The 23,668-nt window shown below is 70.7% G+C and carries 18 protein-coding genes and 1 other RNA gene; 6 read left to right on the plus strand and 13 right to left on the minus strand.

Annotated elements, in window-relative coordinates:
- Positions 1-60: 60 nt before the first annotated feature.
- Positions 61-915, minus strand: coding sequence for an RDD family protein (locus tag AC1DIW_RS14600; protein ID WP_478109033.1), 855 nt, complete (start codon positions 913-915; stop codon positions 61-63).
- A gap of 88 nt (positions 916-1,003) precedes the next feature.
- Positions 1,004-2,236, minus strand: a complete 1,233-nt coding sequence (gene hppD, locus AC1DIW_RS14605) for a 4-hydroxyphenylpyruvate dioxygenase (RefSeq protein ID WP_478109035.1) — start codon at positions 2,234-2,236, stop codon at positions 1,004-1,006.
- Between the two features lie 107 nt (positions 2,237-2,343).
- On the opposite strand from hppD, the gene AC1DIW_RS14610 reads away from it, so the two are divergent.
- Positions 2,344-2,853, plus strand: a complete 510-nt coding sequence (locus AC1DIW_RS14610; RefSeq protein ID WP_442281117.1) for an Lrp/AsnC family transcriptional regulator — start codon at positions 2,344-2,346, stop codon at positions 2,851-2,853.
- A 61-nt stretch (positions 2,854-2,914) separates the two neighbouring features.
- Positions 2,915-4,225: an alpha-amylase family glycosyl hydrolase gene (locus tag AC1DIW_RS14615; RefSeq protein ID WP_478109037.1), complete on the plus strand. Its 1,311-nt coding sequence runs from the start codon at positions 2,915-2,917 to the stop codon at positions 4,223-4,225.
- Between the two features lie 280 nt (positions 4,226-4,505).
- Here AC1DIW_RS14615 and AC1DIW_RS14620 read toward each other — a convergent pair whose 3' ends face one another.
- From AC1DIW_RS14620 to AC1DIW_RS14655, 8 genes are all read right to left on the minus strand, one after another.
- The gene (locus AC1DIW_RS14620; protein ID WP_478109038.1) at positions 4,506-6,356 is read right to left on the minus strand and encodes a bifunctional metallophosphatase/5'-nucleotidase; all 1,851 of its coding nucleotides are present in this window, start codon (positions 6,354-6,356) and stop codon (positions 4,506-4,508) included.
- A 135-nt stretch (positions 6,357-6,491) separates the two neighbouring features.
- Complete coding sequence (locus tag AC1DIW_RS14625) at positions 6,492-8,252, minus strand: DEAD/DEAH box helicase (RefSeq protein WP_478109040.1); 1,761 nt, start codon at positions 8,250-8,252, stop codon at positions 6,492-6,494.
- 138 nt (positions 8,253-8,390) lie between these two features.
- On the minus strand, positions 8,391-9,359 hold the full coding sequence (locus AC1DIW_RS14630) for a zinc metalloprotease (protein ID WP_478109042.1): 969 nt from the start codon (positions 9,357-9,359) through the stop codon (positions 8,391-8,393).
- A 139-nt stretch (positions 9,360-9,498) separates the two neighbouring features.
- Entirely contained in the window at positions 9,499-9,822 is a 324-nt protein-coding gene (locus AC1DIW_RS14635; protein WP_442281122.1) for a DUF3039 domain-containing protein, read from the minus strand.
- A 9-nt stretch (positions 9,823-9,831) separates the two neighbouring features.
- Complete coding sequence (locus AC1DIW_RS14640) at positions 9,832-10,749, minus strand: glutamate racemase (RefSeq protein WP_478109043.1); 918 nt, start codon at positions 10,747-10,749, stop codon at positions 9,832-9,834.
- Position 10,750: 1 nt separating this feature from the next.
- Positions 10,751-11,311, minus strand: coding sequence for a YqgE/AlgH family protein (locus AC1DIW_RS14645; RefSeq protein WP_442281124.1), 561 nt, complete (start codon positions 11,309-11,311; stop codon positions 10,751-10,753).
- Positions 11,312-11,339: 28 nt separating this feature from the next.
- On the minus strand, positions 11,340-13,571 hold the full coding sequence (locus AC1DIW_RS14650; protein WP_478109045.1) for a DEAD/DEAH box helicase: 2,232 nt from the start codon (positions 13,569-13,571) through the stop codon (positions 11,340-11,342).
- 289 nt (positions 13,572-13,860) lie between these two features.
- Positions 13,861-14,229 carry a VanZ family protein gene (locus tag AC1DIW_RS14655; RefSeq protein ID WP_442281126.1) on the minus strand — a complete coding sequence of 123 codons (369 nt, stop codon included), beginning with the start codon at positions 14,227-14,229 and terminating at the stop codon, positions 13,861-13,863.
- A gap of 71 nt (positions 14,230-14,300) precedes the next feature.
- Between AC1DIW_RS14655 and AC1DIW_RS14660 the strand changes: the two genes are divergently transcribed.
- Both AC1DIW_RS14660 and trxA read left to right on the plus strand, forming a co-directional pair.
- Positions 14,301-14,918 carry an SIMPL domain-containing protein gene (locus AC1DIW_RS14660; RefSeq protein WP_478109046.1) on the plus strand — a complete coding sequence of 206 codons (618 nt, stop codon included), beginning with the start codon at positions 14,301-14,303 and terminating at the stop codon, positions 14,916-14,918.
- 39 nt (positions 14,919-14,957) lie between these two features.
- Positions 14,958-15,353, plus strand: coding sequence for a thioredoxin (gene trxA, locus AC1DIW_RS14665; protein WP_442281128.1), 396 nt, complete (start codon positions 14,958-14,960; stop codon positions 15,351-15,353).
- Between the two features lie 216 nt (positions 15,354-15,569).
- On the opposite strand, the gene ssrA is transcribed toward trxA, so the two are convergent.
- Positions 15,570-15,936: a transfer-messenger RNA gene (ssrA, locus tag AC1DIW_RS14670) on the minus strand.
- A gap of 218 nt (positions 15,937-16,154) precedes the next feature.
- On the opposite strand from ssrA, the gene AC1DIW_RS14675 reads away from it, so the two are divergent.
- On the plus strand, positions 16,155-19,529 hold the full coding sequence (locus tag AC1DIW_RS14675) for a pyruvate carboxylase (protein WP_478109049.1): 3,375 nt from the start codon (positions 16,155-16,157) through the stop codon (positions 19,527-19,529).
- A gap of 58 nt (positions 19,530-19,587) precedes the next feature.
- Here the strand turns inward: AC1DIW_RS14675 and AC1DIW_RS14680 are convergent, their stop codons facing one another.
- The gene (locus tag AC1DIW_RS14680) at positions 19,588-20,433 is read right to left on the minus strand and encodes a winged helix-turn-helix transcriptional regulator (RefSeq protein ID WP_478109050.1); all 846 of its coding nucleotides are present in this window, start codon (positions 20,431-20,433) and stop codon (positions 19,588-19,590) included.
- 53 nt (positions 20,434-20,486) lie between these two features.
- Here AC1DIW_RS14680 and AC1DIW_RS14685 point away from each other — a divergent pair, with 53 nt between their 5' ends.
- Positions 20,487-21,740, plus strand: a complete 1,254-nt coding sequence (locus tag AC1DIW_RS14685) for an MFS transporter (protein WP_478109051.1) — start codon at positions 20,487-20,489, stop codon at positions 21,738-21,740.
- On the opposite strand, the gene AC1DIW_RS14690 is transcribed toward AC1DIW_RS14685, so the two are convergent.
- Complete coding sequence (locus tag AC1DIW_RS14690; RefSeq protein ID WP_478109053.1) at positions 21,663-23,654, minus strand: DUF2207 domain-containing protein; 1,992 nt, start codon at positions 23,652-23,654, stop codon at positions 21,663-21,665. The genes AC1DIW_RS14685 and AC1DIW_RS14690 overlap by 78 nt on opposite strands.
- Positions 23,655-23,668: the final 14 nt, after the last annotated feature.

The raw sequence follows: 23,668 nt of genomic DNA on the forward strand, positions 1-23,668 counted from the left end.
CAAGGGACTTATGCCGCCCGTATCGCTTCCTCGTGCCATCCGGCCCTGCCGGGGTGTCCGTCAGTGCTGCTTGCGCGGCTGCTTGCCCTCGACGACCTGCGTGCCGGCGACCTTGTCGTGCAGCGCCTGGCGCTTGTCGTCCCAGAGCGGCCACAGACCGTCGAGCAGGAAGATGATGAAGTAGATGCCGCTGATGAACGGCACGAGCTGGATCGCGGAGAGCAGGCGTCGACGGATGGCCGTGACGACGTCGAGGGGGCCCGCGGCGTCAGCACGACGGACACTGATGCCGAGGACCATCTTGCCGGGAGTCTGCGCGGTCGTCGTCCAGAAGGCGATGCAGTAGAGCGTCGAGAAGACCCACGTGACCAGACCGGCCTTGACGGCCTCGCCGGCGATCTGGTTGATGAGCGAGGTCATCGCCGCCTGGTCCTGGGTCGCGGCAGCGTCGACGGCCCGCTGGATGGAGGTCAGGTAGTCGGGCACGAACGCGCGGATGAGCAGGTAGGAGGCGATCCCGAGGATGATGCCGTCGATGAGCCAGGCGGCGAAACGCTTGCCCCACGGCGCGAGCGGTATGCCGTCGGCCGTGGTGCGGATGTTGTGCATCCACTGCGCGTTGGCCGGGGCCTGCTGGTAGTAGCCCTGCGGCGCCTGCTGCTGGGGGATCTGCGGCGCCTGGGGCTGGTTCTGCCAGCCGCTCCCCTGCGGCATCGGCGTCGTGGCCGTCGGCGCGCCCGTGCGGTCGGCGGGCACCTGCCCAGGTCCGCCCTGCGGGGGTCGACCGATGGTGCTCTGCGCGATGGTCGGCGACTTCTTCGGGGCGGTGTGGTTGGTCCACGACACGCCGTCCCAGTAGCGGAGCATGTCGGCGTTGCTGGGGTCGTCGTACCACCCGGAGGGCTGCTGGCTCATGCTCCAACTGTGCCACGACGGCGCTCGACCGCGGGCCCGGCATGCCGGGCCCGCGGTCGATGGGTCGCTGGTCGCACCAGCGACCGCCTCAGAGGTTGCCGCGCTTGTCCTGCTCGCGCTCGATCGCCTCGAAGAGCGCCTTGAAGTTGCCCTTGCCGAAACCGAGCGAGCCGTGCCGCTCGATGAGCTCGAAGAAGACCGTCGGCCGGTCGCCCAGCGGCTTGGTGAAGATCTGCAGGAGGTAGCCGTCCTCGTCGCGGTCGACGAGGATCTTGCGCTTCTGCAGCTCCTCGATCGGCACGCGGACGTTGCCGATCCGCTCGCGCAGCTCGGCGTCCTCGTAGTAGCTGTCCGGGGTGTCGAGGAACTCGACGCCGTTGGCGCGCAGGGCGTCGACCGAGGCGAGGATGTCGTTCGTCGCGACGGCGAGGTGCTGGGCGCCGGCGCCGCGGTAGAACTCGAGGTACTCGTCGATCTGGCTCTTCTTCTTCGCGATGGCCGGCTCGTTGAGCGGGAACTTCACGCGGTGGTTGCCGTTGGCGACGACCTTGCTCATGAGCGCCGAGTAGTCGGTGGCGATGTCGTCACCGATGAACTCAGCCATGTTCACGAAGCCCATGACCTTGTTGTAGAAGGTGACCCACTCGTCCATGTGGCCCAGCTCGACGTTGCCGACGATGTGGTCGAGGGCCTGGAAGAGACGCTTGGGCTGGCCGTCGCGCTTCTCGTAGGAGGAGCTCGTGGCGAGGTAGCCGGGAAGGTAGGGTCCGGCATACGTCTGACCGTTCACGTGACGCTGCACGAGCGTGTGGCGGGTCTCGCCGTACGTCGCGATCGCCGCGGTGCGCACCGTGCCGTGCTCGTCGGTGTGGTCGGTCGGCTCCTCGAGCACCGTGGCGCCGGCCTTGCGGGCCTGGGCGACGCACCGGTCGACGTCAGGCACCTCGAGGGCGATGTCGACGACGCCGTCGCCGTGCCGGCGGTGGTGGTCGGCGAGCGAGCTGTCGGGGTCGACGGCGCCCATGATCACGAAGCGGATGGAGCCGCTCTTCAGGACGAAGGACTTGTGGTCCCGGTTGCCGTTCTCGGGGCCCGAGTAGGCGACGAGCTCCATGCCCCAGGCGCTCTGGTAGTAGTGCGCGCTCTGGGTGGCGTTGCCCGCGACGAAGACGATCGCGTCCCATCCGGTGACGGGAAAGACGTCGGTGTTCTCGTCGTACTCGACGAGACCGACGAGCTGCTTGAGCTGGTCGAGGTCGAGGTCGGCCTCGCGCTCCTGGTCGGTGAGGTCGGCGGCCGCAGAGGGCATCGTGTCGGTCATGGACCGAGAGTGGCCGAGTGCACGTGGGTGTGCAAGAGCAGTCGCCACTGGTGAACACAGTGCACAAAGTGTTGCCCGTATGCCGTGTCATGCTGGACACTCTGACCATGACGTCAGCCGTGGGCCCAGCACCGCGACCGCCGGTCGACCACCTGGACTGCCGCATCCTGCTCCTGCTGCTCACCGAGCCGGGCATCGGCGTGCTCGGCGCCTCGCGCCGGCTCGGCGTGGCCCGCGGCACGGTGCAGGCCCGCCTCGACCGCCTGCAGCGCACCGGGGTGCTGCGGTCCATGGCGCCCGACGTCGACCCCGCGGCGCTGGGCTACCCCGTCACGGCGTTCTGCACGCTCGAGATCCGACAGGGCCGCGGGGGCCACTCCCCCGTCGTCGAGCACCTGGCCGCGATCCCCGAGGTGCTCGAGGCCCACACCATCACCGGTTCGGGCGACGTGCTCATCCGCATCGTCGGCCGCGACAACGCCGACCTGCAACGCGTCATCGACCAGGTCGTCGACGACGCGCACGTCACCCGGGCCTCGACCGTCATCTCCCTCGCCACCCGCCTCGACCACCGCACCGTCCCACTCGTCGAGCACCTCCTCGACGCCACCTCGTGACGGGGTAGGACCGCACCATCCGCTCGACCTCGCCCACCGCCCCCTGCGACCAGGAGCTCCCGTGACCGCCAACCCGTACGCCCCACGGCCCGCCGTCGAGCTGACCCACCCCGAGTGGAGCCGCAGCGCGACGATCTACCAGATCAACCAGCGCCACTTCACGCCCGAGGGCACCTTCCGCGCCGCCGAGGCGCACCTGCCGCGCATCCGCGACCTCGGCATCGACATCGTCTGGCTCATGCCGGTGCACCCGATCGGCGAGGAGAACCGCAAGGGCGTGCTCGGCAGCCCGTATGCCGTCAAGGACTACCTCGGCGTCAACCCGGAGTTCGGCACCCTGGAGGACCTGCGCCACTTCGTCGACACCGCCCACGACCTCGGCCTGCACGTCATCCTCGACTGGGTCGCCAACCACACGGCGTGGGACAACCGTCTCGTCGAGGAGCACCCCGAGTGGTACGCCCGTGACTGGAAGGGCGACTTCCGCCCGACCCCGTGGTGGGACTGGGACGACATCATCGACCTCGACTACGACAACCCCGGCCTGCGTCGCTACATGACCGACGCCATGAAGTACTGGGTGGGCGATGTCGGATTCGACGGGTTCCGTTGCGACGTGGCCGGATTCGTGCCCGTGGACTTCTGGGACAACGTCCGTCGCGAGCTCGACGAGATCAAGCCGGTCTTCATGCTCGCCGAGTGGGAGTCGCGCGACCTGCACGTGCGCGCCTTCGACATGACGTACGGCTGGAGCTGGAACGAGACGCTGCACAAGATCGCGCACGGCAAGGCCGACGTCGAGGCGCTCAAGGTCTACTACGCCTGGAACGACCGCTTCTACCAACGCGACGCCTACCGCATGCTCTTCGTCAGCAACCACGACAAGAACGCCTGGGAGGGGACGGAGTACGAGCAGTTCGGCGACGCGCTCGTGCCCGCGATCGTGCTGTCCGTCATCAGCGAGGGCGTGCCCCTCGTCTACAACGGGCAGGAGGCCGGCAGCGACAAGCGGCTCGTCTTCTTCGACAAGGACGAGATCGAGTGGCGCGAGGACGAGCAGGGCGAGCTCTACCGCACCCTGTTCGCGCTCAAGAAGCAGCACCCCGCACTGTGGAACGGCGCCGCCGGTGGCCGCATGGTGCGCGTCCCCAACTCGGCCGAGTCCGCGGTGCTGAGCTTCGTCCGGGCCGTCGGTGACGACCGGGTCCTCGGGGCCTTCAACTTCAGCGACGAGGACCTGACGGTCACGCTCGGAGACGGTCCGCAGGTCGGTTCGTGGCGCGACGCCTTCACCGGCGAGACCCTCGAGCTGGCGCGGGGACAGGAGTACCACCTGCCGGCGTGGGGCTACCAGGTCCTCGTCGGCGCCTGAGCGCCTCCCGCCCGATCGAAAGAGCATTCCGTCCGCGCGGACGGAATGCTCTTTCGATCGGGCGGCGGAGAGGGGTCACGGATCAGGACACGGTCACTCGAAATCGACCACGCACACGGCCCGGATCCGCGAGGATGGAGGTGCGTACCCGTCGGTGCTCCCCTGTCCCGGCGGGTACGTCTGCGCCCCGGCCGACGTCCCACCCACCGTCGGCTCGGGGTCGGGTGTCCCGTTCTCCTCCCACGTGGCGGGACACAGCACGTGTCCGGCAACGCGGAGGTCAGGGCGTGACGGTGATCGGGCTCCCGTTGCTGACGAGCTTCCAGTCGAGGCTCGAGAAGGTCGCCGGGTCGATGACCTTGTTGGCCGTCGCCCAGTCGATGAGCAGCTGACGGATCTCGATCTGGCGGTTGTAGACGACCGGGGCGGTCGCGACGCCGGGGAAGCCGCCGCCCCCGGACTGGCGGTAGTTGTTGATCGCCACGACGAAGCGGGCGTCCGACGCGACGGGGGTGCCGGCATACGCGAGGCCCACGATGCGGGAGCCGACGGCCTTGGCGAGGTCGATGTCGTAGGTGAGGTCGGCGTCGAGCCCACCCATGATGTCGTAGTTGTAGTCGGGGGTGCCGTTCGCGCCGGTGATGGTGTCGGCGGCGACCGGGCCCGTCGTCGTGCAGGGCTGGAAGTACTCGGCGCTCTTCTCGAGGTACGCCTTGACCTGGGCCCCGGTCAGCACGATCCCGAGCAGGGTGTTGTCGTAGATGTAGAGGCCGGCCACGTCACGGATCGTCACGTCGCCGGCCGGGATCGCGGCGAGCTTGTTGAACGGCGCGGCGATCGACAGCACGGGGAGGGACGCCTCGGGGGTGCCGGCGATGGCCTTCTTGACCGCGTCGGCCTGGACGTAGTTGATGAAGTCGATCGCGGCGGTGTCCTCGTAGCGCGACGTGGCCGCCGACATGGCCGTCGTGCACGTCCCGATGACGCCGTTGACGTAGGCGAGGACCTTCTGGTGGGCGGCGGCGACGGCGCGAGTCACAGCGGGGTCCTCGGGTGCGACGTTGGAGTTGTAGAGGGTCGCCTCGGAGTGCACGACCTGCCACTGTCCACGGACCTTCTGCAGGTCGAGCGACATGCGGGTGACGCGCATGCCCCAGTAGTACGGCTCGGAGAGCAGCACCTGCTTGCCGGTCTGCTGGTTCGTCACGTAGCGCTGCGGGATCTCGAGGTGGGCGTGGCCGACGAGCACGGCGTCGATGCCGGGGACCTGTTCGGCGAGGAGCGCGCTCGCGTTCTCGACGTAGGGCAGCGCGTCGCCCCACGAGGACTTGCCGCTGTCGCCGGAGTGGCACGCCACGAGAACGACGTCGGCGCCGGCCGCCTTGAGGCGGGGCACCATGACCTTGGCCTGCTCGATGATGCCGGGGAACTTCACCTTGCCCTCGACGTTCGCCTTGTCCCAGATCGCGACGCCTGGCGTGACCAGGCCGAGGACGCCGACCTTGATCGGCTTGCTGCCCTCCACCTCGACTGTCCTGATGACCCACGGCTTGAAGACGGGGGCGCCGGTGTTCCAGTCGACCGAGTTGGCCGACAGCAGCGGGAAGTCCAGCTGCTTCTCGAAGGCCCGCAGCGTGTCGAGGCCGTAGTTGTACTCGTGGTTGCCGAGGGCCGCGGCGTCGTAGCCGACCTGGTTCATGGCGGCGGCCATCGGGTGCTCCGCACCACCGGTGATCGGGTCGATCTTGGCGTAGTAGTACGCGAGAGGAGTGCCCTGGATCGTGTCACCGGCGTCGATCGTCAGGGTGCGCTGGGCGCCGACCTCGGCGCGGATCGCCTTGATGATGGACGACGCCTTGGCGACACCGATGTCGTTGTGCACCTTGTCGTCGTACTCGGCGTTCTTGAAGTAGTCCCAGTTGTAGACGTTGCCGTGGAGGTCCGTCGTGCCGAGTACGGTCAGTCGCACGACCTTGCCGTTGGTGCCCTGCCCGGGCGCGGCGGGGGCCGGCGAGGCAGCCCGCACCGTGGCGAGTCCGGCACCCCCGACCGCCGCGAGCGCCAGCAGCTGGCGGCGGGTGGTCGAGGAGCCGAGGAGGTCAGGCGTCGTGGAGGTGTGGTCGGTGCTCATGTCGTCCTTCGTCTGTTCGGTGCTCGATCGGAGCAGTCCCGTGTCCAGGTGCGCGGCTCGCCCCCGAGGCGCAAGGAGACCCTAGCCCGACATCTGGCCCCAAAAGGGGCGAGCCGTCGACCGGATCGTGAACCGTCAGCGACGTCCGACGAGCCAGAGCCGGATCTTGTCGATGCGCTCCGAGACCTGGTCCGACGACGCGGCCGCGAGGTCGGGGCCGCCGCACACCCGACGCAGGTCCATGTGGACGTTGGCGTGCGGCAGGCCCTTCTGCCGGGCGTAGGTCGAGACGAGCTTGTTGAGCTCCTTGCGCTGCGCGGCCAGGGCCCGGTGTGCGGCGACGGGCATCGGCGCGGAGGCCCCCTGCGGCGCCTTCTTGACCTGGCGGCTCTGCCGCTCGCGGAGCAGCGCCGACACCTGGTCGGGCTCGAGCAGGCCCGGGAGCCCGAGGTACTCCTCCTCGTCCTCGGAGCCGATCTGGGCGTGCATGCCCCACTGCTGCTTGTCGAAGAGCACGTGGTCGAAGTGGGCGTCGGACTCGAGTGCCTCGAAGGCCCCCTCGTCGAGGGCGCCGCTCGCCTTGTCGGCGCGGTTGGCCTCGTCGAGCAGGCTCTGCTCCTCGGCCCACATCTGGCCGATGTCGTCAGGGTCGGGCTTGCGGTCGAGGGCGTGGTCGCGCTGCTCCTCGAGCCGCGAGGCGTGGTCGAGGACGACGGGGACGGACGGCAGGAAGACCGACGCGGTCTCACCGCGCCGACGGGCCCGGACGAAGCGGCCGACGGCCTGGGCGAAGAAGAGGGGCGTCGAGGTCGACGTCGCGTAGACGCCGACCGCCAGCCGCGGCACGTCGACACCCTCGGACACCATGCGCACGGCGACCATCCACCGCTCGTCGCTCGCCCCGAAGTCCTCGATGCGCTTGCTCGCGCCGAGGTCGTCGGAGAGCACGACCGTGGGGGCCTCGCCGGTCAGCGTGCGGAGGATCGCTGCATACGCCCTCGCCTGGGTCTGGTTCGACGCGATGACGAGCCCGCCCGCGTCCTCGACGTGGCGACGCACCTCGGTCAGGCGGCGGTCGGCGGCCGCGAGCACGGCCGGGATCCACTCCCCCTTGGGGTCGAGGGCCGTGCGCCACGCGTGCGCGACGAAGTCCTTCGTCATCGGCTCGCCGAGTCGGGCCTCGAGCTCGTCGCCCGCCTTGGTGCGCCAGCGCATGCTGCCGCCGTAGGCCATGAAGAGCACCGGGCGCACGACGCCGTCGCGCAGCGCCTCGGCGTAGCCGTACGTGTAGTCGCTCGAGCTGACGAGCGTGCCCTCGGCGTCGAGCTCGTAGGTGACGAACGGGATGGGTGAGGTGTCCGAGCGGAACGGCGTGCCCGTCAACGACAGGCGCCGGGTCGCGGGCTCGAAGGCCTCGCGTATGCCGTCACCCCAGCTCTTCGCGTCACCGCCGTGGTGGACCTCGTCGAGGATGACGAGCGTCGAGCGCGACGTCGTCAGCTCGCGGTGCAGCGAGGGCCGCGACGCCACCTGGGCGTACGTGACCGCGACGCCGTGGTAGTCGTCGCTGTGCCGACCGATGCTGTTGCTGAACTTCGGGTCGAGACTGATGCCGACCCGGGCAGCGGCGTCGGCCCACTGGGTCTTGAGGTGCTCGGTGGGGGCCACGACGGTGACCCGCTGGACGATGCCGGCGGTCAGCAGCTCGGTGGCGACGCGCAGGGCATACGTCGTCTTGCCGGCGCCCGGCGTCGCGACCGCGAGGAAGTCACGCGGCGCCTTGCCGAGGTAGAGGTCGAGGGCCTCCTGCTGCCACGCTCGCAGCTTGCTGGCGGTACCCCAGGCGGCCCGCTCCGGGAAAGCGGGTGGGAGGTGGAAAGCGGCGCCGGAACTCATAGAGGGATCACCGTAACGAATCTCCGGCGGCGACATGCCGAGGCCCCGCCCTGCGGACGGGGCCTCGAGCTGGGTGGTATGCCGTTCAGTCACCCTCGCGACCCGGTGCGGTGGCGGGTGTGGCAGGGGCGCTGGCGGTCACCGGCCGGCGCGGTAGGCCGTCCACTGGGCCTGCATGCGCGAGACCTGACCGGCCGTGAAGGTCGTCATGCACGCGTCGTAGGTGTAGTCCATGAAGTTCTTGATCGGGTCGAGACCCGGGCTGGTGCACGTGTCGCGGCCGGTGGGGCACTGGTAGGCCGCGCTGGCCTCGGCGGGGGTGTCGTCGACGTAGTCGCCGTTGCCCTTACAGCCGCCCTGGAAGGTGTGGTAGAGCCCGACCCAGTGGCCGACCTCGTGCGTGGCCGTGTCGCCCTGGTTGTAGTTCGTGGCGCTGCCGCCGGGCAGCGACCCGGTGAGGATCACGACCCCGTCCATGGCGTCGTACGTGCTCTTCGGGAACGTCGCCCAGCCGAGCAGGCCCTGCCCGATGTTGGCCGAGTAGAGGTTGAGGTCGGCCATCGTGCCCTTGCGGAGCGTCGTCTTCATGCTCTTCTCGGCGGCCGAGCCTGGCGTCACGGTGTACCAGGACGGGTTGCTCGTCGAGTCGGACCCGGCGAGGCTGAAGCTGAGACCGGTGCCGGAGTAGGCGCGGTTGAGGACGGTGACCTGGCTGCTGATCGCGCTGCTGCTGACGGCGCCCTGGCCGCCGTCGGTGATGGTGTGCCAGTAGACCTTGACCGTCGCGGGGGCGAAGGTGCCGCCGGTGACGGGCTTGCCGTTCCGGGCCTGCTGGACGAGCTTGCCGGATGAGTCACGGGTCAGGCCCTTGGCCTCGAGGGCCTTCGTGAGGGCCGCCTCGTTGGCGCGCACCTGCGCGTCGATCAGCTCGTGCGGGTCCTTCGCCGCGCTGTGGGCACCTCGGGCTCCGACCGCGCCGACGGCCTGTGGGTCGACGCACGCGGGGCTGTCGTGGCCGTCGAGCACGGGTGCGGCCTGGGCCGGTGCGCCGAGTGACGCCGCGGCCAGTGCGAGGGGTGCCGCGAGCATCAGGGAGCGAAGCTTCATGGGGTGACCTTTCTCGTCCGACACGACGCCCGGTCAGGCATCGATCCCAGCGACTGTAGGCAGGCGACAGTCAGCGGCGGAGCAGGGGCGAGTAAAGAACCCTTCAGGAAGTGCTGCGCGACGGTGTCGGACGAGTAGGTCAGGACTGCCCGTCGCCGCCGGACTTGTCCCCGTCGCCGCCGTCCTGCGGGTCGCGCAGGCCGTCGTAGATCTCCTTGCAGACCGGGCACACGGGGAACTTCTGCGGGTCGCGGCCCGGGACCCAGATCTTGCCGCAGAGGGCCACGACGGGCTCACCGGACAGGGCGCTCTCGAGGATCTTCTCCTTGCGCACGTAGTGCGAGAAGCGCTCGTGGTCACCCGGCTCCTGGAGCTCTTCACGGACCTCCTCGCGCTCGATCGTGGCCGTGCTCGTGCCGCGCAGAGGCTCCGGCTCGAACGGGTCAGGAGGCATCGTGCTCATGCCGGAAGTCTACGGCTGGGGTCGACCGGCCGGAACGACGCCGGCTTGCTGCTCCCTGACGCCGTTTCGACGGCTCGTTCCGGCCGGTCGAACCGGGGGCGGCGCGGCGAGCAGGCGTCGACCTGCGGGGTAGGACCCCCACGACGTCGGGAGCGCGCCGGCTCGACCACTGAGGAGCACGGCCTCGACGCCGCCCTCGGGGGCGGCGGTCGGGTCGGGCTCGAGGCCGATGCGGCGCAGGGTCTGGCGGGCGACCGCGACCGGAGAGTCGTGGATCGTCACCTCGCGCCCCAGGGCGGCGACGATGCGGTCGACGACGAGCCCGTAGTGGGTGCAGCCGAGCACGAGGGAGCGCACTCCCCTGGGGGTCCGCGACACGGCATACGCGATGCACGCGTCGATGTCCGCGCGGTCCCCGGACTCGATGGCCTCGGCGAGGCCGAGCGCCGCCACGGGATACGTCTCGACGTCGGCGGCGAAGGCGTCGACGAGGCCACGGAGGTAGTCGCTCGACGTCGTCGCCGCGGTCGACCAGATGGCGACCGGCCCTCCGGCCGCGGCCGCCGGACGGATGGCCGGGACCGTGCCGATGACGGGCACGTCCGGCTCGAGCTCGGCACGCAGGACGCCGAGGCCGTGGACCGAGGCGGTGTTGCACGCGACGACGATGGCGGCCGGTTCGTGCGGGAGGGTGGCGCGCGCCGAGGCGAGGATGAGCCGCTGCACCTCGTCCGGGGTGCGCGGGCCGTAGGGCATGTTGTCCGGGTCGAGCGACAGGACGAGACCGAGGTCGGGGCGCAGCGCGTGGAGGGCATCGGCATACCCCAGGAGCCCGAGTCCGCTGTCGACGAAGGCAATTCGCCTCGTCGACCCTGACGTCTCGGGAGCCTCCGTGGGGTCGGGCAGCACGATCTCTGGCACGTCCATGTCAGTTCATCGACGGGTCGTCGGGGAAGTTGGCGACGTACGCGAGGCTGTCGCGCTGGCGCCGGAGCACCTCTCGCCACAGTCCCTCGGGATCGGGCGTGAAGGCGTCACGCACCTCGGCGTCGACGACGTACCAGTCGCCACGCAGCACCTCGTTCTCGAGCTGGCCCGCCTCCCAGCCGGAGTAGCCGGCGAAGATCCGCAAACCCGCGAGCTCCGCGGCGACCACCGGGGTCGGCACGTCGAGGTCGACGAGCCCGATCGAGCCGAAGAGCCGCTTGACGCCGAGCGGCTCGGGCTCGTCGCCCGGGACCGTGACGAGACCCAGCGCCGACGACGTCGACACCGGACCGCCCTGGAAGAGCACGTGGGGAGCCGTGACGACGCGTTGCCACCCGGGCAGCACCGAGTCCACCTCGGCGGACAGCGGCTTGTTGAGCACGACGCCCTGAGCGCCGTCGTCGTCGTGGTGGAGCATGAGGATGACGGACCGATGGAACACGTCACCCCCGACGGACGGCGTCGCCACGAGGAGGCGGCCGGTGTGGAACGTCGAGCGCACGGGCCCAGCCTTCCACACCGGGGACCGCTCAGAAGCGAGCGCCCCGACGGCCGCCGCGCTCGTCGTCGCCCCAGCGGGAGACGAGGCCGTCACCGCGGTCGTTGCGGTGACCGCGTCGGTCGTCCCGTCGGTCGTCCCGACCGCCACCGTGGTGCGGGCGCGAGCCGCCACGCTGGCCCTGGCGCGGGCCGCGCGGACCGGCGGGCCCCCGGCGGTGCTGCTTCGGTCCTGCGATGAGGCGCTGGAAGTCGTCCTCGGCGATGGCGACGCCGCTCGGGGTGGTGGCACCGGTGGCCGCGAGGGTCGCGTCGCCGGGCGTGGCCCGGACCGGCGAGATCTCGAGCCCGGCGTCCTTGAGCTGACGCTCCATCGTCTTGCGCTGGTGCGGCAGCGCAAGGGTCACGACAGTGCCCTTGTCACCGGCGCGGGCCGTGCGGCCCGAGCGGTGCAGGTAGTCCTTGTGGTCGGCCGGCGGGTCGACCTGCAGGACGACCGAGACGTCGTCGACGTGGATGCCGCGGGCGGCGACGTCCGTGGCGACGAGCACCGGGAGGGTGCCGTCACGGAACGCGCCGAGGACGCGGTTGCGCTGGCCCTGGTTGAGGCCGCCGTGGAGCGCGGCCGCCATGACGCCCTGCTCGCGCAGCTGGAGCGCGATGCGGTCGGCGCCCAGCTTGGTGCGGCAGAACACGACGGTGCGACCCTCACGGTTCGCGACCTCGGCCGTGATGACCTTCTTGTGCTGCGGGTCGATGAGCAGGACGTGGTGGTCCATGCCCTCGACGGACGCGGTCGCGTCGTTCGTCGAGTGCGTCACCGGGTCGGTGAGGTACTTCTCGACGATCGCGTCGATGCCGCGGTCGAGCGTCGCCGAGAAGAGCAGGCGCTGGCCGTCGGCCGGGATCTTGTCGAGGCTCGTGGTGATCTCGGCCATGAAGCCCATCTCGGCCATGTGGTCGGCCTCGTCGAGGACGGTGATCGAGATGTCGTCCATCTCGACGGCGCCGCGCTCGAGGAGGTCGTTGAGGCGGCCGGGCGTCGCGATGAGGATGTCGACGCCCTTGTTGAGGGCGTTGATCTGGGTCGTGTAGCTGAGGCCACCGGCGACGAGCTTGTGGCGCAGGCCGGCGACGTGCACGAGCGGCTCGAGCGCGTCGGAGATCTGCATCGCGAGCTCACGCGTGGGCGTGAGGATCAGGGCATGCGGCTTGCGCGGCCGGCGCGGGGCCTGGCCCTCGAGCAGTCGCGTGATGAGCGGCAGCCCGAACGCGAGCGTCTTGCCGGAGCCGGTCTGGCCACGGCCGAGGACGTCGCGCCCCGCGAGGGCGTCGGGGATGGTCGCGGTCTGGATGGGGAACGGGGAGGTGATGCCCTCGCGGGCGAGGCGCTCGACGATCCGCTCGGGCAGGCCGAGGGCGGCGAAGCCGTTGTCGGCCGCGACGTCGACGGGACCGTCGGAGACGTCGGCGCGGGTCGACTTGGTCCAGCTGTCGGCGTCCATGCGCTCGGCCTCGGCGTCCTCGAAGCTCACGGGAGCCGGGCTGGCGAAGCGGTCGGCACCGCGGTCGCCACGGTCGTTGCGGCGGTCGAACGACGGACGGTCGTCACGACGCTGGAAACCACGGTCACCACGGTCGTCACGACGCTGGAAGCCGCCACGGTCGCCACTACGGTCATCACGGCGGTCGAACGACGGACGGTCGTCGCGACGCTGGTAGCCGCCACGGTCGCCACTACGGTCATCACGGCGGTCGAACGACGGACGGTCGTCGCGACGCTGGAAACCACGGTCACCACGGTCGTCACGACGCTGGTACCCACCGCGGTCGCCGCCACGGTCATCACGGCGGTCGAACGACGGACGGTCGTCGCGACGCTGGAAACCACGGTCACCACGGTCGTCACGACGCTGGTACCCACCGCGGTCGCCGCCACGGTCATCGCGGCGGTCGAACGACGGACGGTCGTCGCGACGCTGGAAACCACGGTCACCACGGTCGTCACGACGCTGGTAGCCACCGCGGTCGCCACGGTCATCGCGCCGGTCCGAGGAGCGGTGCTCGTCACGCGGGGCGCGCCACTCGCGCCCACCGACGTGGGAGGAGCCCGACGAGGCCGGGCGGGAGGACTTGGGGCCGGAGAAGGAACCAGTGGACTTGGGTCCACCCTGCCCGCGGTGCGGCTTCTTGGTCGCTGCGGACTTCTTCTCGGCAGACCAGCGGGCCTTCTTGGGCGCGCCGGAGGAGGTGTGCTTGGGCATTGCGTATTCAACTCTCTTGACTCGAGCAGACTTCGCCTCGAGCCGTGAGTCACACCACGACCATGCAGACGAGCCTCAGGCGCAGGAATGTCTGCGCCCCATGTGTACCGGTGCCCGGCATCTGTGCCGTCCGGTGTTCGGATCCGCTCCGCGTCGGTGCCGGGCCGCGCCGTCTGCGCGATCTGCCGGTGGGGTGTCACCCCGTCGGACGAGCCTGCCCGCCGGGCATCCCCGGCGCCATCTCTTCCGTCGTGATCCGAGGAGACCTCGGAGTCGGATGCCGCCCAGTCTACCAGCGGCGCTGCCGTGCCCTGACCACCAGCACGGCGGCGCCGAGCGCGACGCCGACGAGGTCGACCACGGCGTCCCACACGTCGCCCGAGCGTCCGGGGAGCAGGAAGTGCTGGACGAGCTCACTCACCGGAGCGTGCACCGCGAAGACCAGGACCGCGGTCCGCACGGACCCGAGGGCGCGCCCCACGGCATACGTGGGCACGGCGAAGACGAGGAGGTGGACGACCTTGTCGGTCCAGCTGACCGGGCCCTCGACGGTGACGACGGGCCAGTAGAGCACGAGCAGCTGCACGACGACGGCTGCGACGGCCAGACCGACCACGACCCGGGAGCGGGGGGCGGAACGTGGCGAGAGGGTCGTCATGGCATCGCAGTCTAGGTAGGTTGCGACGAGAGCCCGGAAACCCCTCCGCGGGCCGTGACGAGAGGAACCCCATGGGCAAGCGCACGGTCACCGTCATCGGCAGCGGCCGGGCCGCCGTGTCCCCCGACGTCGTCCGGCTCGACCTGCGGGTCGGTCACGACGCCGGTGACGTCGCGGCGGCGCTCTCCGGGGCGTCCGAGGGCATCACCAAGGTGGGGGCGGTCGTGCGCGACCACGACGTCGCCGACGCCGACATCCGCACCCTCGATGCGGGCGTCAACCAGCGCTGGGACAACACCGGCACGGCGATCGGCTTCACGGCGCAGCAGCGCCTCGCCGTGACGGTGCGCCGCCTCGAGTCGGTCGGCGAGATCCTCGAAGCAGCCGCGTCCGCGGTCGGCAACGCGCTCCTCGTCGACCAGGTGCGGCTCGACGTGTCCGACCGGAGCGAGGGGCTGCGGCGCGCGCGCGACGCCGCCTTCGCGGACGCGCGCGACAAGGCGGAGCAGTATGCGGCGCTCTCCGGCTCGCAGCTCGGCGCAGTCCTCGGCGTGGCCGAGGCCGGCGCCGTCGCGCCCGTCGCGTACAAGGCGATGGCTGCGTCCCGTGATCTCGCGGGCGGGATGCCGGTCGAGGGCGGCGACCTCGACCTCGGCGCCACCGTCACCGTGACGTGGGAGCTGCGCTGACGTCGGAATACCCGTCCCGCACGATCCGTTGGGAGAGACATGGCTACCACTGACCTGACCGCGCAGTCCTTCGAGAAGACCGTTCTCGACAACGACATCGTCCTGGTCGACTTCTGGGCGTCCTGGTGCGGCCCGTGTCGACAGTTCGCCCCGGTCTACGACGCCGCCTCGCAGAGCGGTGACAACGAGGGCATCGTGTTCGGCAAGGTCGACACCGAGGCCGAGCAGTCCCTCGCGTCGGCGGCGAACATCACCTCCATCCCGACCCTGATGGCCTTCAAGGAGGGCGTGCTCGTCTTCGCCCAGCCCGGCGCGCTGCCGCAGTCCGCGCTGCAGGACGTCATCGAGCAGGTCAAGAACCTCGACATGGCCCCGATCAAGGAGCAGATGGCGGCCGAGGCGTCGGCCGGCTCCGTCGCGACCGAGCAGGCCTGACAGCGCCCGGAGGCACGGCATACGTCCAGTCCCTAGAGGCAACGCGGACGGATCGCTCTCTCGATCACGTGACGAGCCCCTCCTTCCGATCGAAAGAGCGTTCCGTCCGGACGGAACGCTCTTTCGATCGGAAGGAGGGACGCAAGAGGGCGTCCCGCGAGACGGGACGCCCTCCTGCTGCTCTGGAGCGACAGCGTGACGTGGCCACCACGAGAGTGGTGGAGGTGGCGGGAATTGAACCCGCGTCCGATGACGAGAAACCAGGGCTTCTCCGGGTGCAGTGCGCTTTGGCTTTTCTCGGCCCCAGGGCTCGCACGCACACGTCCCCTGACAGGCCCAGTTGAGTAAGAGTCCCGCGCAGCCCCCCAACATGACTGCGCAGCAAGTTTCCTAGCTGATGCCAGGCACTGAGTCGGAAACTAGCTCAGGCTGACAGACTTCGAGGCTCGCTCAGGCGGCGAGGGCGAAGTCGGTGCGCGAAGAATTGGCACCTATTGTTTTGCAAGGAGCGTTTACGAGATAACCCTGCATCCTCGACCCGCTTCCCCTGGTGTGTCGACCACCGTCGAAACCGATCACCCCCATGAGGGGTGTCCACGTCACGCTGTTCACTTGTCAAGCTGCCCTGCGCTCCACCGGAGTGGAGTCCACAGTATGCAGGAGGAACGCTCGGGCGGTCCACGTCATTCCCGGCGCCGCGTCCGGATCGGGACGCGGACTCGCGTGGACCCGACGCGCCACTAGGCTGCCGACGTGGTCGACGCGGACCACCCCCGTCGCCCCCGGCCCCCTGGAGGTCCGATGTTCCGCAAGGTTCTCGTCGCCAACCGAGGCGAGATCGCCGTCCGGGCCTTCCGGGCCGCGACCGAGCTCGGCGCCCGGACCGTCGCCGTCTTCCCCTACGAGGACCGCAAGAGCGAGCACCGGCTCAAGGCCGACGAGGCCTACCAGATCGGCGAGGAGGGCCACCCGGTCCGCGCCTACCTCGACCACGAGGCCATCGTCGCCCAGGCCGTCGAGGCCGGCGCCGACGCGATCTACCCGGGCTATGGGTTCCTCTCCGAGAACCCGCTCCTCGCCGAGGCGTGCGAGACGGCCGGCATCACCTTCATCGGCCCACCGCCGTCGGTGCTGCACCTCACCGGCAACAAGGCCCGCGCCATCGCGGCCGCTCGCGAGGCCGGACTGCCCACGCTCCGTGGAGCCGAGCCCGGCACCGACCTCGATGTCCTGGAGGCGGCGGCCGACGAGATCGGCTTCCCCGTCTTCGTCAAGGCGGTCAGCGGTGGTGGCGGCCGCGGCATGCGCCGGGTCGAGACGCGCGAGGGCCTGCGCGACGCCCTCGAGGCCGCCCAGCGCGAGGCCGAGTCCGCCTTCGGCGACCCGACGCTCTACCTCGAGGAGGCCGTGGTCAACCCGCGGCACATCGAGGTCCAGCTGCTGGCGGACAGCACCGGCGAGGTCGTCCACCTCTACGAGCGCGACTGCTCGCTCCAGCGCCGTCACCAGAAGGTCGTCGAGATCGCCCCTGCGCCCGACCTCGATGGCGACACGCGCGCCAGCATGTGTGCCGACGCCGTCGCGTTCGCCCGCTCGATCGGCTACGTCAACGCCGGCACCGTCGAGTTCCTCCTCGGCGAGGACGGCCGCTACGTCTTCATCGAGATGAACCCGCGCATCCAGGTCGAGCACACGGTCACCGAGGAGGTCACCGACCTCGACCTCGTCGTCATGCAGATGCAGATCGCATCGGGCGACACGTTCGCGTCGATGGGGCTGCGCCAGGACGACGTCCGCACCAAGGGCTTCGCGCTGCAGTGCCGCATCACGACGGAGGACCCCGCCAACGGCTTCCGTCCCGACGCCGGCACCATCACGGTGTACCGCTCCGCCGGCGGCAGCGGCGTGCGCCTCGACGGCGGCACCGTCTTCGTCGGCGCCGAGGTCAGCGCCCACTTCGACTCGATGCTCGTCAAGCTCACGTGCCGCGGCATGACCTTCCCGATCGCCGTCCGGCGCGCCCAGCGCGCGCTCGCGGAGTTCCGCATCCGCGGGGTCTCCACCAACATCCCGTTCCTCGAGGCCGTCCTCGCCGACCCGGTCTTCCAGGACGGTCTCGCGACGACGTCGTTCATCGACGAGCGACCCGAGCTGCTCTCGGCGCGGGTCAGCGCCGACCGGGCGACGAAGCTGCTCACCTTCCTCGCCGACGTCACCGTCAACCGGCCCAACGGTCCCGTCACGACGCGGGTCCGCCCGCGCAGCAAGCTCCCCCAGCTCCCGGACGCCCCGCTGCCGCCTGGTGCCAGGGACCGGCTCGTCGCCGACGGGCCGGCCGCCTTCGCGCGCTCCCTGCGCGAGGCGAACGACGTCGCCGTCACCGACACGACCTTCCGGGACGCCCACCAGTCGCTCCTCGCCACCCGGATGCGGACCCGTGACCTGCTCCACGTGGCGAGGCACGTGGCGCACCTGACGCCCCAGCTGCTCTCGATGGAGGCCTGGGGCGGCGCGACGTACGACGTCGCGCTCCGCTTCCTCGCCGAGGACCCCTGGGAGCGCCTCGCGGCCCTGCGCGAGGCGATGCCCAACATCCCCCTGCAGATGCTCCTGCGCGGGCGCAACACGGTTGGCTACACGCCCTACCCGACGGCGGTCACCGACGCCTTCGTACGTGAGGCAGCCTCGACGGGCCTCGACATCTTCCGGATCTTCGACTCCCTCAACGACGTCTCGCAGATGCGTCCGGCCGTCGAGGCGGTGCTCGAGACGAACACCGCGGTCGCCGAGGTCGCGCTCTGCTACACCGGCAACCTCATGTCGCCCGGCGAGAAGCTCTACACGCTCGACTACTACCTGCACCTCGCCGAGCAGATCGTCGACACCGGTGCCCACGTCCTCGCCATCAAGGACATGGCCGGCCTGCTGCGCGCCCCCGCCGCCGCCCGCCTCGTCCGGGCTCTGCGCGAGCGCTTCGACCTCCCGGTGCACCTCCACACCCACGACACCGCCGGCGGCCAGATCGGCACCCTGCTCGCGGCCATCGACGCCGGCGTCGACGCCGTCGACGCCGCCACCGCCACCATGGCGGGCACGACGAGCCAGCCCTCGCTCTCGGCGCTCGTCGCGGCGACCGACGACACCGACCGACCGACCGGGCTCGACATCGGACACGTCTTCGCACTCGAGCCGTACTGGGAGGCCGTGCGTCACCTCTACCGTCCCTTCGAGTCCGGGCTCGACTCCCCCACCGGCCGTGTCTACTTCCACGAGATCCCCGGCGGCCAGCTGAGCAACCTGCGCCAGCAGGCGATCGCCCTTGGCCTCGGCGACCGCTTCGAGGCCATCGAGGACATGTATGCCGCGGCGAACCGCATCCTCGGCAACCTCGTCAAGGTGACCCCGAGCTCCAAGGTCGTCGGCGACCTCGCCCTCGCCCTCGTCGGCGCGGGCGCCGACCCGAAGGACTTCGAGGACGACCCCCAGAAGTACGACATCCCGGACTCCGTCATCGGCTTCCTCAACGGCGAGCTCGGCGACCCTCCCGGCGGCTGGCCCGAGCCGTTCCGCACCAAGGCCCTGGCCGGCCGCCGGGCGAGGCCGCGACTGACCCAGCTGACGCCGGAGCAGGAGAAGGACCTCGACGAGGCTCCGCGGCGGACGCTCAACCAGCTGCTCTTCCCCGGCCCGACGAAGGAGTTCGAGTCCTCACGCGAGTCGTACGGCGACCTCTCCGTGCTCGGCACCGTCGAGTTCCTGCACGGCCTGGAGCAGGGCGAGGAGTACGAGGTCGAGATCGAGCCCGGGAAGGTCCTCATCATCGGCGTGCAGTCCATCGGAGAGGCCGACCCCAAGGGCATGCGCACCGTCATGTGCACACTGGGCGGCCAGTTCCGCCCCATCTCTGTGCGCGACCGGTCGGTGGAGGCGGCCGTCAAGTCGGCCGAGAAGGCCGACCCGAGCGCTGCTGGCCACGTTGCCGCACCCTTCGCCGGCGTCGTCACCCTCGCCGTCGCGGAGGGTGACTCCGTCGAGGCCGGCGGCGTCGTCGCGACCATCGAGGCCATGAAGATGGAGGCCAACATCACGAGCCCCGGCGGTGGAACCGTGTCGCGGGTCGCGATCGGGACGCAGCAGCAGGTGGAGGGCGGCGACCTCCTCGTCGTGATCGGCTGACACGAGGACCGAGGGCGCGTGGCCCGAGCGTGTCGGGCCGAGCGTCCGCGCGAGCGTGTCAGGCCGTCGGGCGCAGGTCGTCGACGAGGCGCAGGGCGTCCTCGACGGAGCCGGTGACGTCGGGGATGGGGAAGAGCGTGCCGCGCACGACGCGGTCACGGTCGACCACCAGCGTCTGCCGCTTGAGCCGGGTCGTCCCCCCGGCGCGGAAGGTCGGCAGCCGCAGGGCCGTGGTCAGCTCGAGGTCGGCGTCCGACAGGAGCGGGAAGCGGATGTCGTTGACCGCGGCGAACGCCGCCTGCTCGCTCGCGCGCTGGGTCGAGACCCCGACCACCGCGGCACCCAGCGTCGCGAACTCGCCCAGCCGGTCGCGGTACGTGCACGACTCCAGCGTGCAGCCGATGCCGCCGGGGATCTCGTCGGCGCCGGGGAAGGCGTTGCCGGGGTAGCAGTAGACGACGGTGAACGCAGCATCGGTGACGGGGTCGAGGGCGTGCAGGCGTGGGATCGCCTCTCCCACCAGGCTGCTCACCCGAGCCGCCTCGTTGGAGTCGGTGGCCGCGCCCGCGTCGGGCCGACCGTCACCGAGCAGCCACGTGTCACCGAACTCCTGCAAGGCGCTGAGCACGGGCAGCGCACCGCGACCCAGCGCCGTGAGGACGTACTCGTGTCTCGGGGGTCGCTCGGAGTAGCCGCGGCGCGCGAGGACGCCGTCGGCCACGAGCGCGTCGAGACGCTGGGTCAGGACCTTGCGTGAGATGCCGGTCTCGGCCACGAGCTCATCGAAGCGCGTGCGGCCGCCGGCGACGTCGCGGAGCACGAGCAGGCTCCACGGGTCACCGAGGACACCCACCGCCTGGGCGATGCCGCACGGGTCGTCGGGGGCCGCGTGTCGCCGCGTCATGTCGCCATCGTAACTCAGTTCCTAAAAGAGACTCACTATGGTCTGATGTCCCCGTGAGAGACCTGCGAGACCTCCCCCGCGTCGTCTGGGTGCTGGCCGCCGGCCGGTTCGTCAGCTCCGCCAGCGCCTTCCTCATGCTCTTCCTCGTGCTCTACCTCACCGGGCCTCGAGGGCTGGGGGTCGTGCCGGCCGGTGTCATCGCCGGCTCGAACGGCGTCGGAGCCCTGCTCGGTAACCTCACCGGCGGCCGCTTCGGCGACCGCCACGGCCACCGCCGCGTCCTGCTCCTCACGGCCAGCGTCGTCGGTGTCCTCACGGCCCTCATCCCGTGGCAGCCGGTCTGGCTGCTGGCCGTGACCATGCCCGTCACGGGCTACCTCGGCGCCGTCGCCTCGCTCGGGCAGGGAGCCCTCGCTGCGCTCGCCGTGCCGGCCGGGTCGAGGCGGTCGTCCGTCGCGGTGAGCCGCGCGGCCTCGAACGCCGGCTTCGTCATCGGCCCTCCGGTCGGCGCCCTGCTCGCCACGCGCGGCTACGACACGCTCTTCGTCCTCGACGGCGTCCTCACCCTGGTCCTGCGTCACGTGACGTCCCGTTTCCTGCCCGACGGGGCTCCGGTGGTGCGCCAGCCCGACGCCCCGGTGGGGCTCTGGCGGGCGGTCCGGTCCGACCGCTCCCTCCTGCTGCTCCTGCCGGGAGTCGTGCTGGTCGACCTCGTCTACCGACAGCTCTACGCCACCCTGCCGTTGCACCTGCGCGACCACGGCCAGCCGCTCGGGCTCTACACCGCCCTCATCGCGATCGGCTCAGCACTCATCCTCGCCTGCGAGATCCCGGTGGCCCTCTGGCTGCGGGACCGTCCAGCCATCCCCGTCATCGCGTCCGGGTATGCCCTCGTCGCAGTCGGATTCGTGATCTTCGGACTCACCTGGCTCGGCGTCGCCGTCGCCGCAGTCACGGCCATGGTCGTCCTGACCGCCGGAGAGATCCTCTACAAGACCACCGCCACCGCGCACGTGCTCGATGCCGCCCCGAGCCACCTCGTCGGGCAGTACCAGGGGCTGTACACCGGCGCCGCCACGAGCGGGACGATGCTCTCCGCGCCGCTGGGCGGGATCGTGTATGCCGCGGCGCCGGGCCTGCTGTGGCCGCTGTGCGGCGTCGTGGCCGGCATCGGCGCCGTGCTGGCGGTCGCCGCCGGTCGGGTCGGTGAAGGGTCGGCGCGGACCGGCCTACCAGGAGCCGGAGGACGAGCCGCCGCCACCACCGCCGGAGAAACCGCCCCCGCCGAAGCCCGACGAGCCGGATGAGCCGGGCGTCGAGGTGAAGGTGCCGGTGGAGGTCGTCGAGAACGAGTCGACTCCTGCGGCGATGCTGGTGAAGTCGGGGAACGCGTTGCCGCTCCAGACGTACCACGTCGGCATGAGGAGGGGCTGGTTCGCCGCCTCCGCGGCCTTGGCGACCTCGGCGAACGTGTGGGCCCACCGGTCCGCGACACCGAAGACGACGGCATACGGCAGGTAGCGGCTGAAGACGTTGGACGCCTCCTCGAACTCGATCTGGCCGGCCTCCGCGGTGGTGAGGTACTCCTTGAACCCCAGCGACTGCGCCAGCACCGCGGACCCCTCGGCCGTCTTCGCCGCCATCCGCCCACCGAGGACCCAGACGATGAGTCCCGCGACGACGAGCCCGATGCCGAGCGCCACTCCCCCGCTGAAGCCGCCGCCGAGGATGGAGCTGATCGCCGGACGGCCGTAGAAGAGCATGAGGCCGCCGAGGGCGGCGATGACGAGCCCGATGCCCTGCCACACCCCGCGCTGGGTCTGGGGCGAGGAGCGGAACCACCCGCGAGTCACGACCTCTTGGTACATCGCGCCCTGGATGCGCTTGAGGGTGCTCGCAAAGGTGTTCTTCAGCTCTGAGAGGCGCACGACGTCGCCGCGGGTGGAGAAGATGCCGTCGAGCAGCTGGCGCTCGTAGGGCAGCAGGCGCTCGTCGGGCGGTGGCGCCAGCCGCGTCAGGCTCCAGTCGGTCCGGCTGAAGACGCCCTCCCCGCCGATCTCCTCGATGCGCAGGAAGCCGCGCACTGCGAGGTCGATCACCGTGGCCGACACGTCGATCGGGTTGGCGGTCTCGTCGATGATGGTGCCGACCATGCCGGGCTGGACACCCCGGGGTGGCTGGAACTGGACCGCCACGGTGGTCGAGCCGCCACGGACGGTGGCCGCGCCGGGCGTGCCGTCGCCGGTGGCCCCGGTGCCGAACGCCGGCGACAGGCCAGGGGTGAGGTCGGCGTAGCGCTCGTCGCGTCCGCGCGTCCACACGAGCGCACCCATCACGGCCAGCGCCAGGACGGGCGCACCGATGGCGCCGGCCCACGCCGCCGCGTTGGCGGCCGGAGCAGCGTCGGAGCCGATCGGGGCCCCGGAGTCTCCCTGTCGGACGTCGGGCCGCACGTCCCCGAACGCCGAGGGTGGGTAGGAGGCGACCACGGACATCGCGTCGCCGGGGGCGAGGCCCTCGGCGGAGAAGCGCGCCGGGTCGCCGGACGTGGCCTGGCACGGCGTGTCGGACCGGCTGATGCCCTGGTAGCAGGCGGCCTTCGTCGACCCCGCCGGTGCGTTGACGGTGATCGAGACGCGGTCGCGCGGCGTCGTCTCGTTGGTCCCGAAGACGTTGTAGTAGAGCTCGACCGCGTCGGTCTGGCTCGGGTCCGTGGACGGCTTGCCGTCGGCCGTGACCGGGTTCAGCACGTTGTGGAGCGTGTAGCTGACCTTGTAGACCTGGGTGCCGCTGGTGTACTGGTCCGCCGAGCCGATCCGGATCTCCCGCGCAGCGCCGTTGTCCCTGACGCTGAAGGTGTCGGGCGCACCGCTCGGGCTCGAGACCGCGACGTCGGTCATGTCGTAGTAGCGGTAGCGGTTCTCCTCGTTGTTCCACCCCATCCGCACGACGACGTCACGGAAGATGCCGTGGCGCTGCTCGCCGGTCGGGAAGCGCCAGGTGATGGTCTCGGTCACCTTCATGCTGCCGTCGGGCTGGAGGTCGTAGACGGCGACGAAGGAGTCCATGCCCTCGTCGCCCGCGGCATACGCACTGCCCGTCGGGACGACGAGCAGCAGGGCGGCGGCCAGGAGGAGCCCCAGCACGCCGAGCCGCCGGCCGCGCCGCACGCCCGGTCGGGTCGAGCCAGTCGAGCCCGTCAACCCAGTCGATCCAGCCATCGGGGTGCCTCCAC

The sequence above is a fragment of the Terrabacter sp. 01T434 genome (assembly GCF_056398545.1).

Bases quoted from the DNA above. Each gene is read 5' to 3' on its own strand.
- AC1DIW_RS14600 (WP_478109033.1), bottom strand. From the start codon at position 915: ATGAGCCAGCAGCCCTCCGGGTGGTACGACGACCCCAGCAACGCCGAC.
- trxA (WP_442281128.1), top strand. From the start codon at position 14,958: ATGGCTACCACTGACCTGACCGCGCAGTCCTTCGAGAAGACCGTTCTC.
- AC1DIW_RS14675 (WP_478109049.1), top strand. From the start codon at position 16,155: ATGTTCCGCAAGGTTCTCGTCGCCAACCGAGGCGAGATCGCCGTCCGG.
- AC1DIW_RS14610 (WP_442281117.1), top strand. From the start codon at position 2,344: ATGACGTCAGCCGTGGGCCCAGCACCGCGACCGCCGGTCGACCACCTG.
- AC1DIW_RS14635 (WP_442281122.1), bottom strand. From the start codon at position 9,822: ATGAGCACGATGCCTCCTGACCCGTTCGAGCCGGAGCCTCTGCGCGGC.
- AC1DIW_RS14620 (WP_478109038.1), bottom strand. From the start codon at position 6,356: ATGAGCACCGACCACACCTCCACGACGCCTGACCTCCTCGGCTCCTCG.
- AC1DIW_RS14655 (WP_442281126.1), bottom strand. From the start codon at position 14,229: ATGACGACCCTCTCGCCACGTTCCGCCCCCCGCTCCCGGGTCGTGGTC.
- AC1DIW_RS14680 (WP_478109050.1), bottom strand. From the start codon at position 20,433: ATGACGCGGCGACACGCGGCCCCCGACGACCCGTGCGGCATCGCCCAG.
- AC1DIW_RS14660 (WP_478109046.1), top strand. From the start codon at position 14,301: ATGGGCAAGCGCACGGTCACCGTCATCGGCAGCGGCCGGGCCGCCGTG.
- AC1DIW_RS14690 (WP_478109053.1), bottom strand. From the start codon at position 23,654: ATGGCTGGATCGACTGGGTTGACGGGCTCGACTGGCTCGACCCGACCG.
- hppD (WP_478109035.1), bottom strand. From the start codon at position 2,236: ATGACCGACACGATGCCCTCTGCGGCCGCCGACCTCACCGACCAGGAG.
- AC1DIW_RS14650 (WP_478109045.1), bottom strand. From the start codon at position 13,571: ATGCCCAAGCACACCTCCTCCGGCGCGCCCAAGAAGGCCCGCTGGTCT.
- AC1DIW_RS14640 (WP_478109043.1), bottom strand. From the start codon at position 10,749: ATGGACGTGCCAGAGATCGTGCTGCCCGACCCCACGGAGGCTCCCGAG.
- AC1DIW_RS14630 (WP_478109042.1), bottom strand. From the start codon at position 9,359: ATGAAGCTTCGCTCCCTGATGCTCGCGGCACCCCTCGCACTGGCCGCG.
- AC1DIW_RS14625 (WP_478109040.1), bottom strand. From the start codon at position 8,252: ATGAGTTCCGGCGCCGCTTTCCACCTCCCACCCGCTTTCCCGGAGCGG.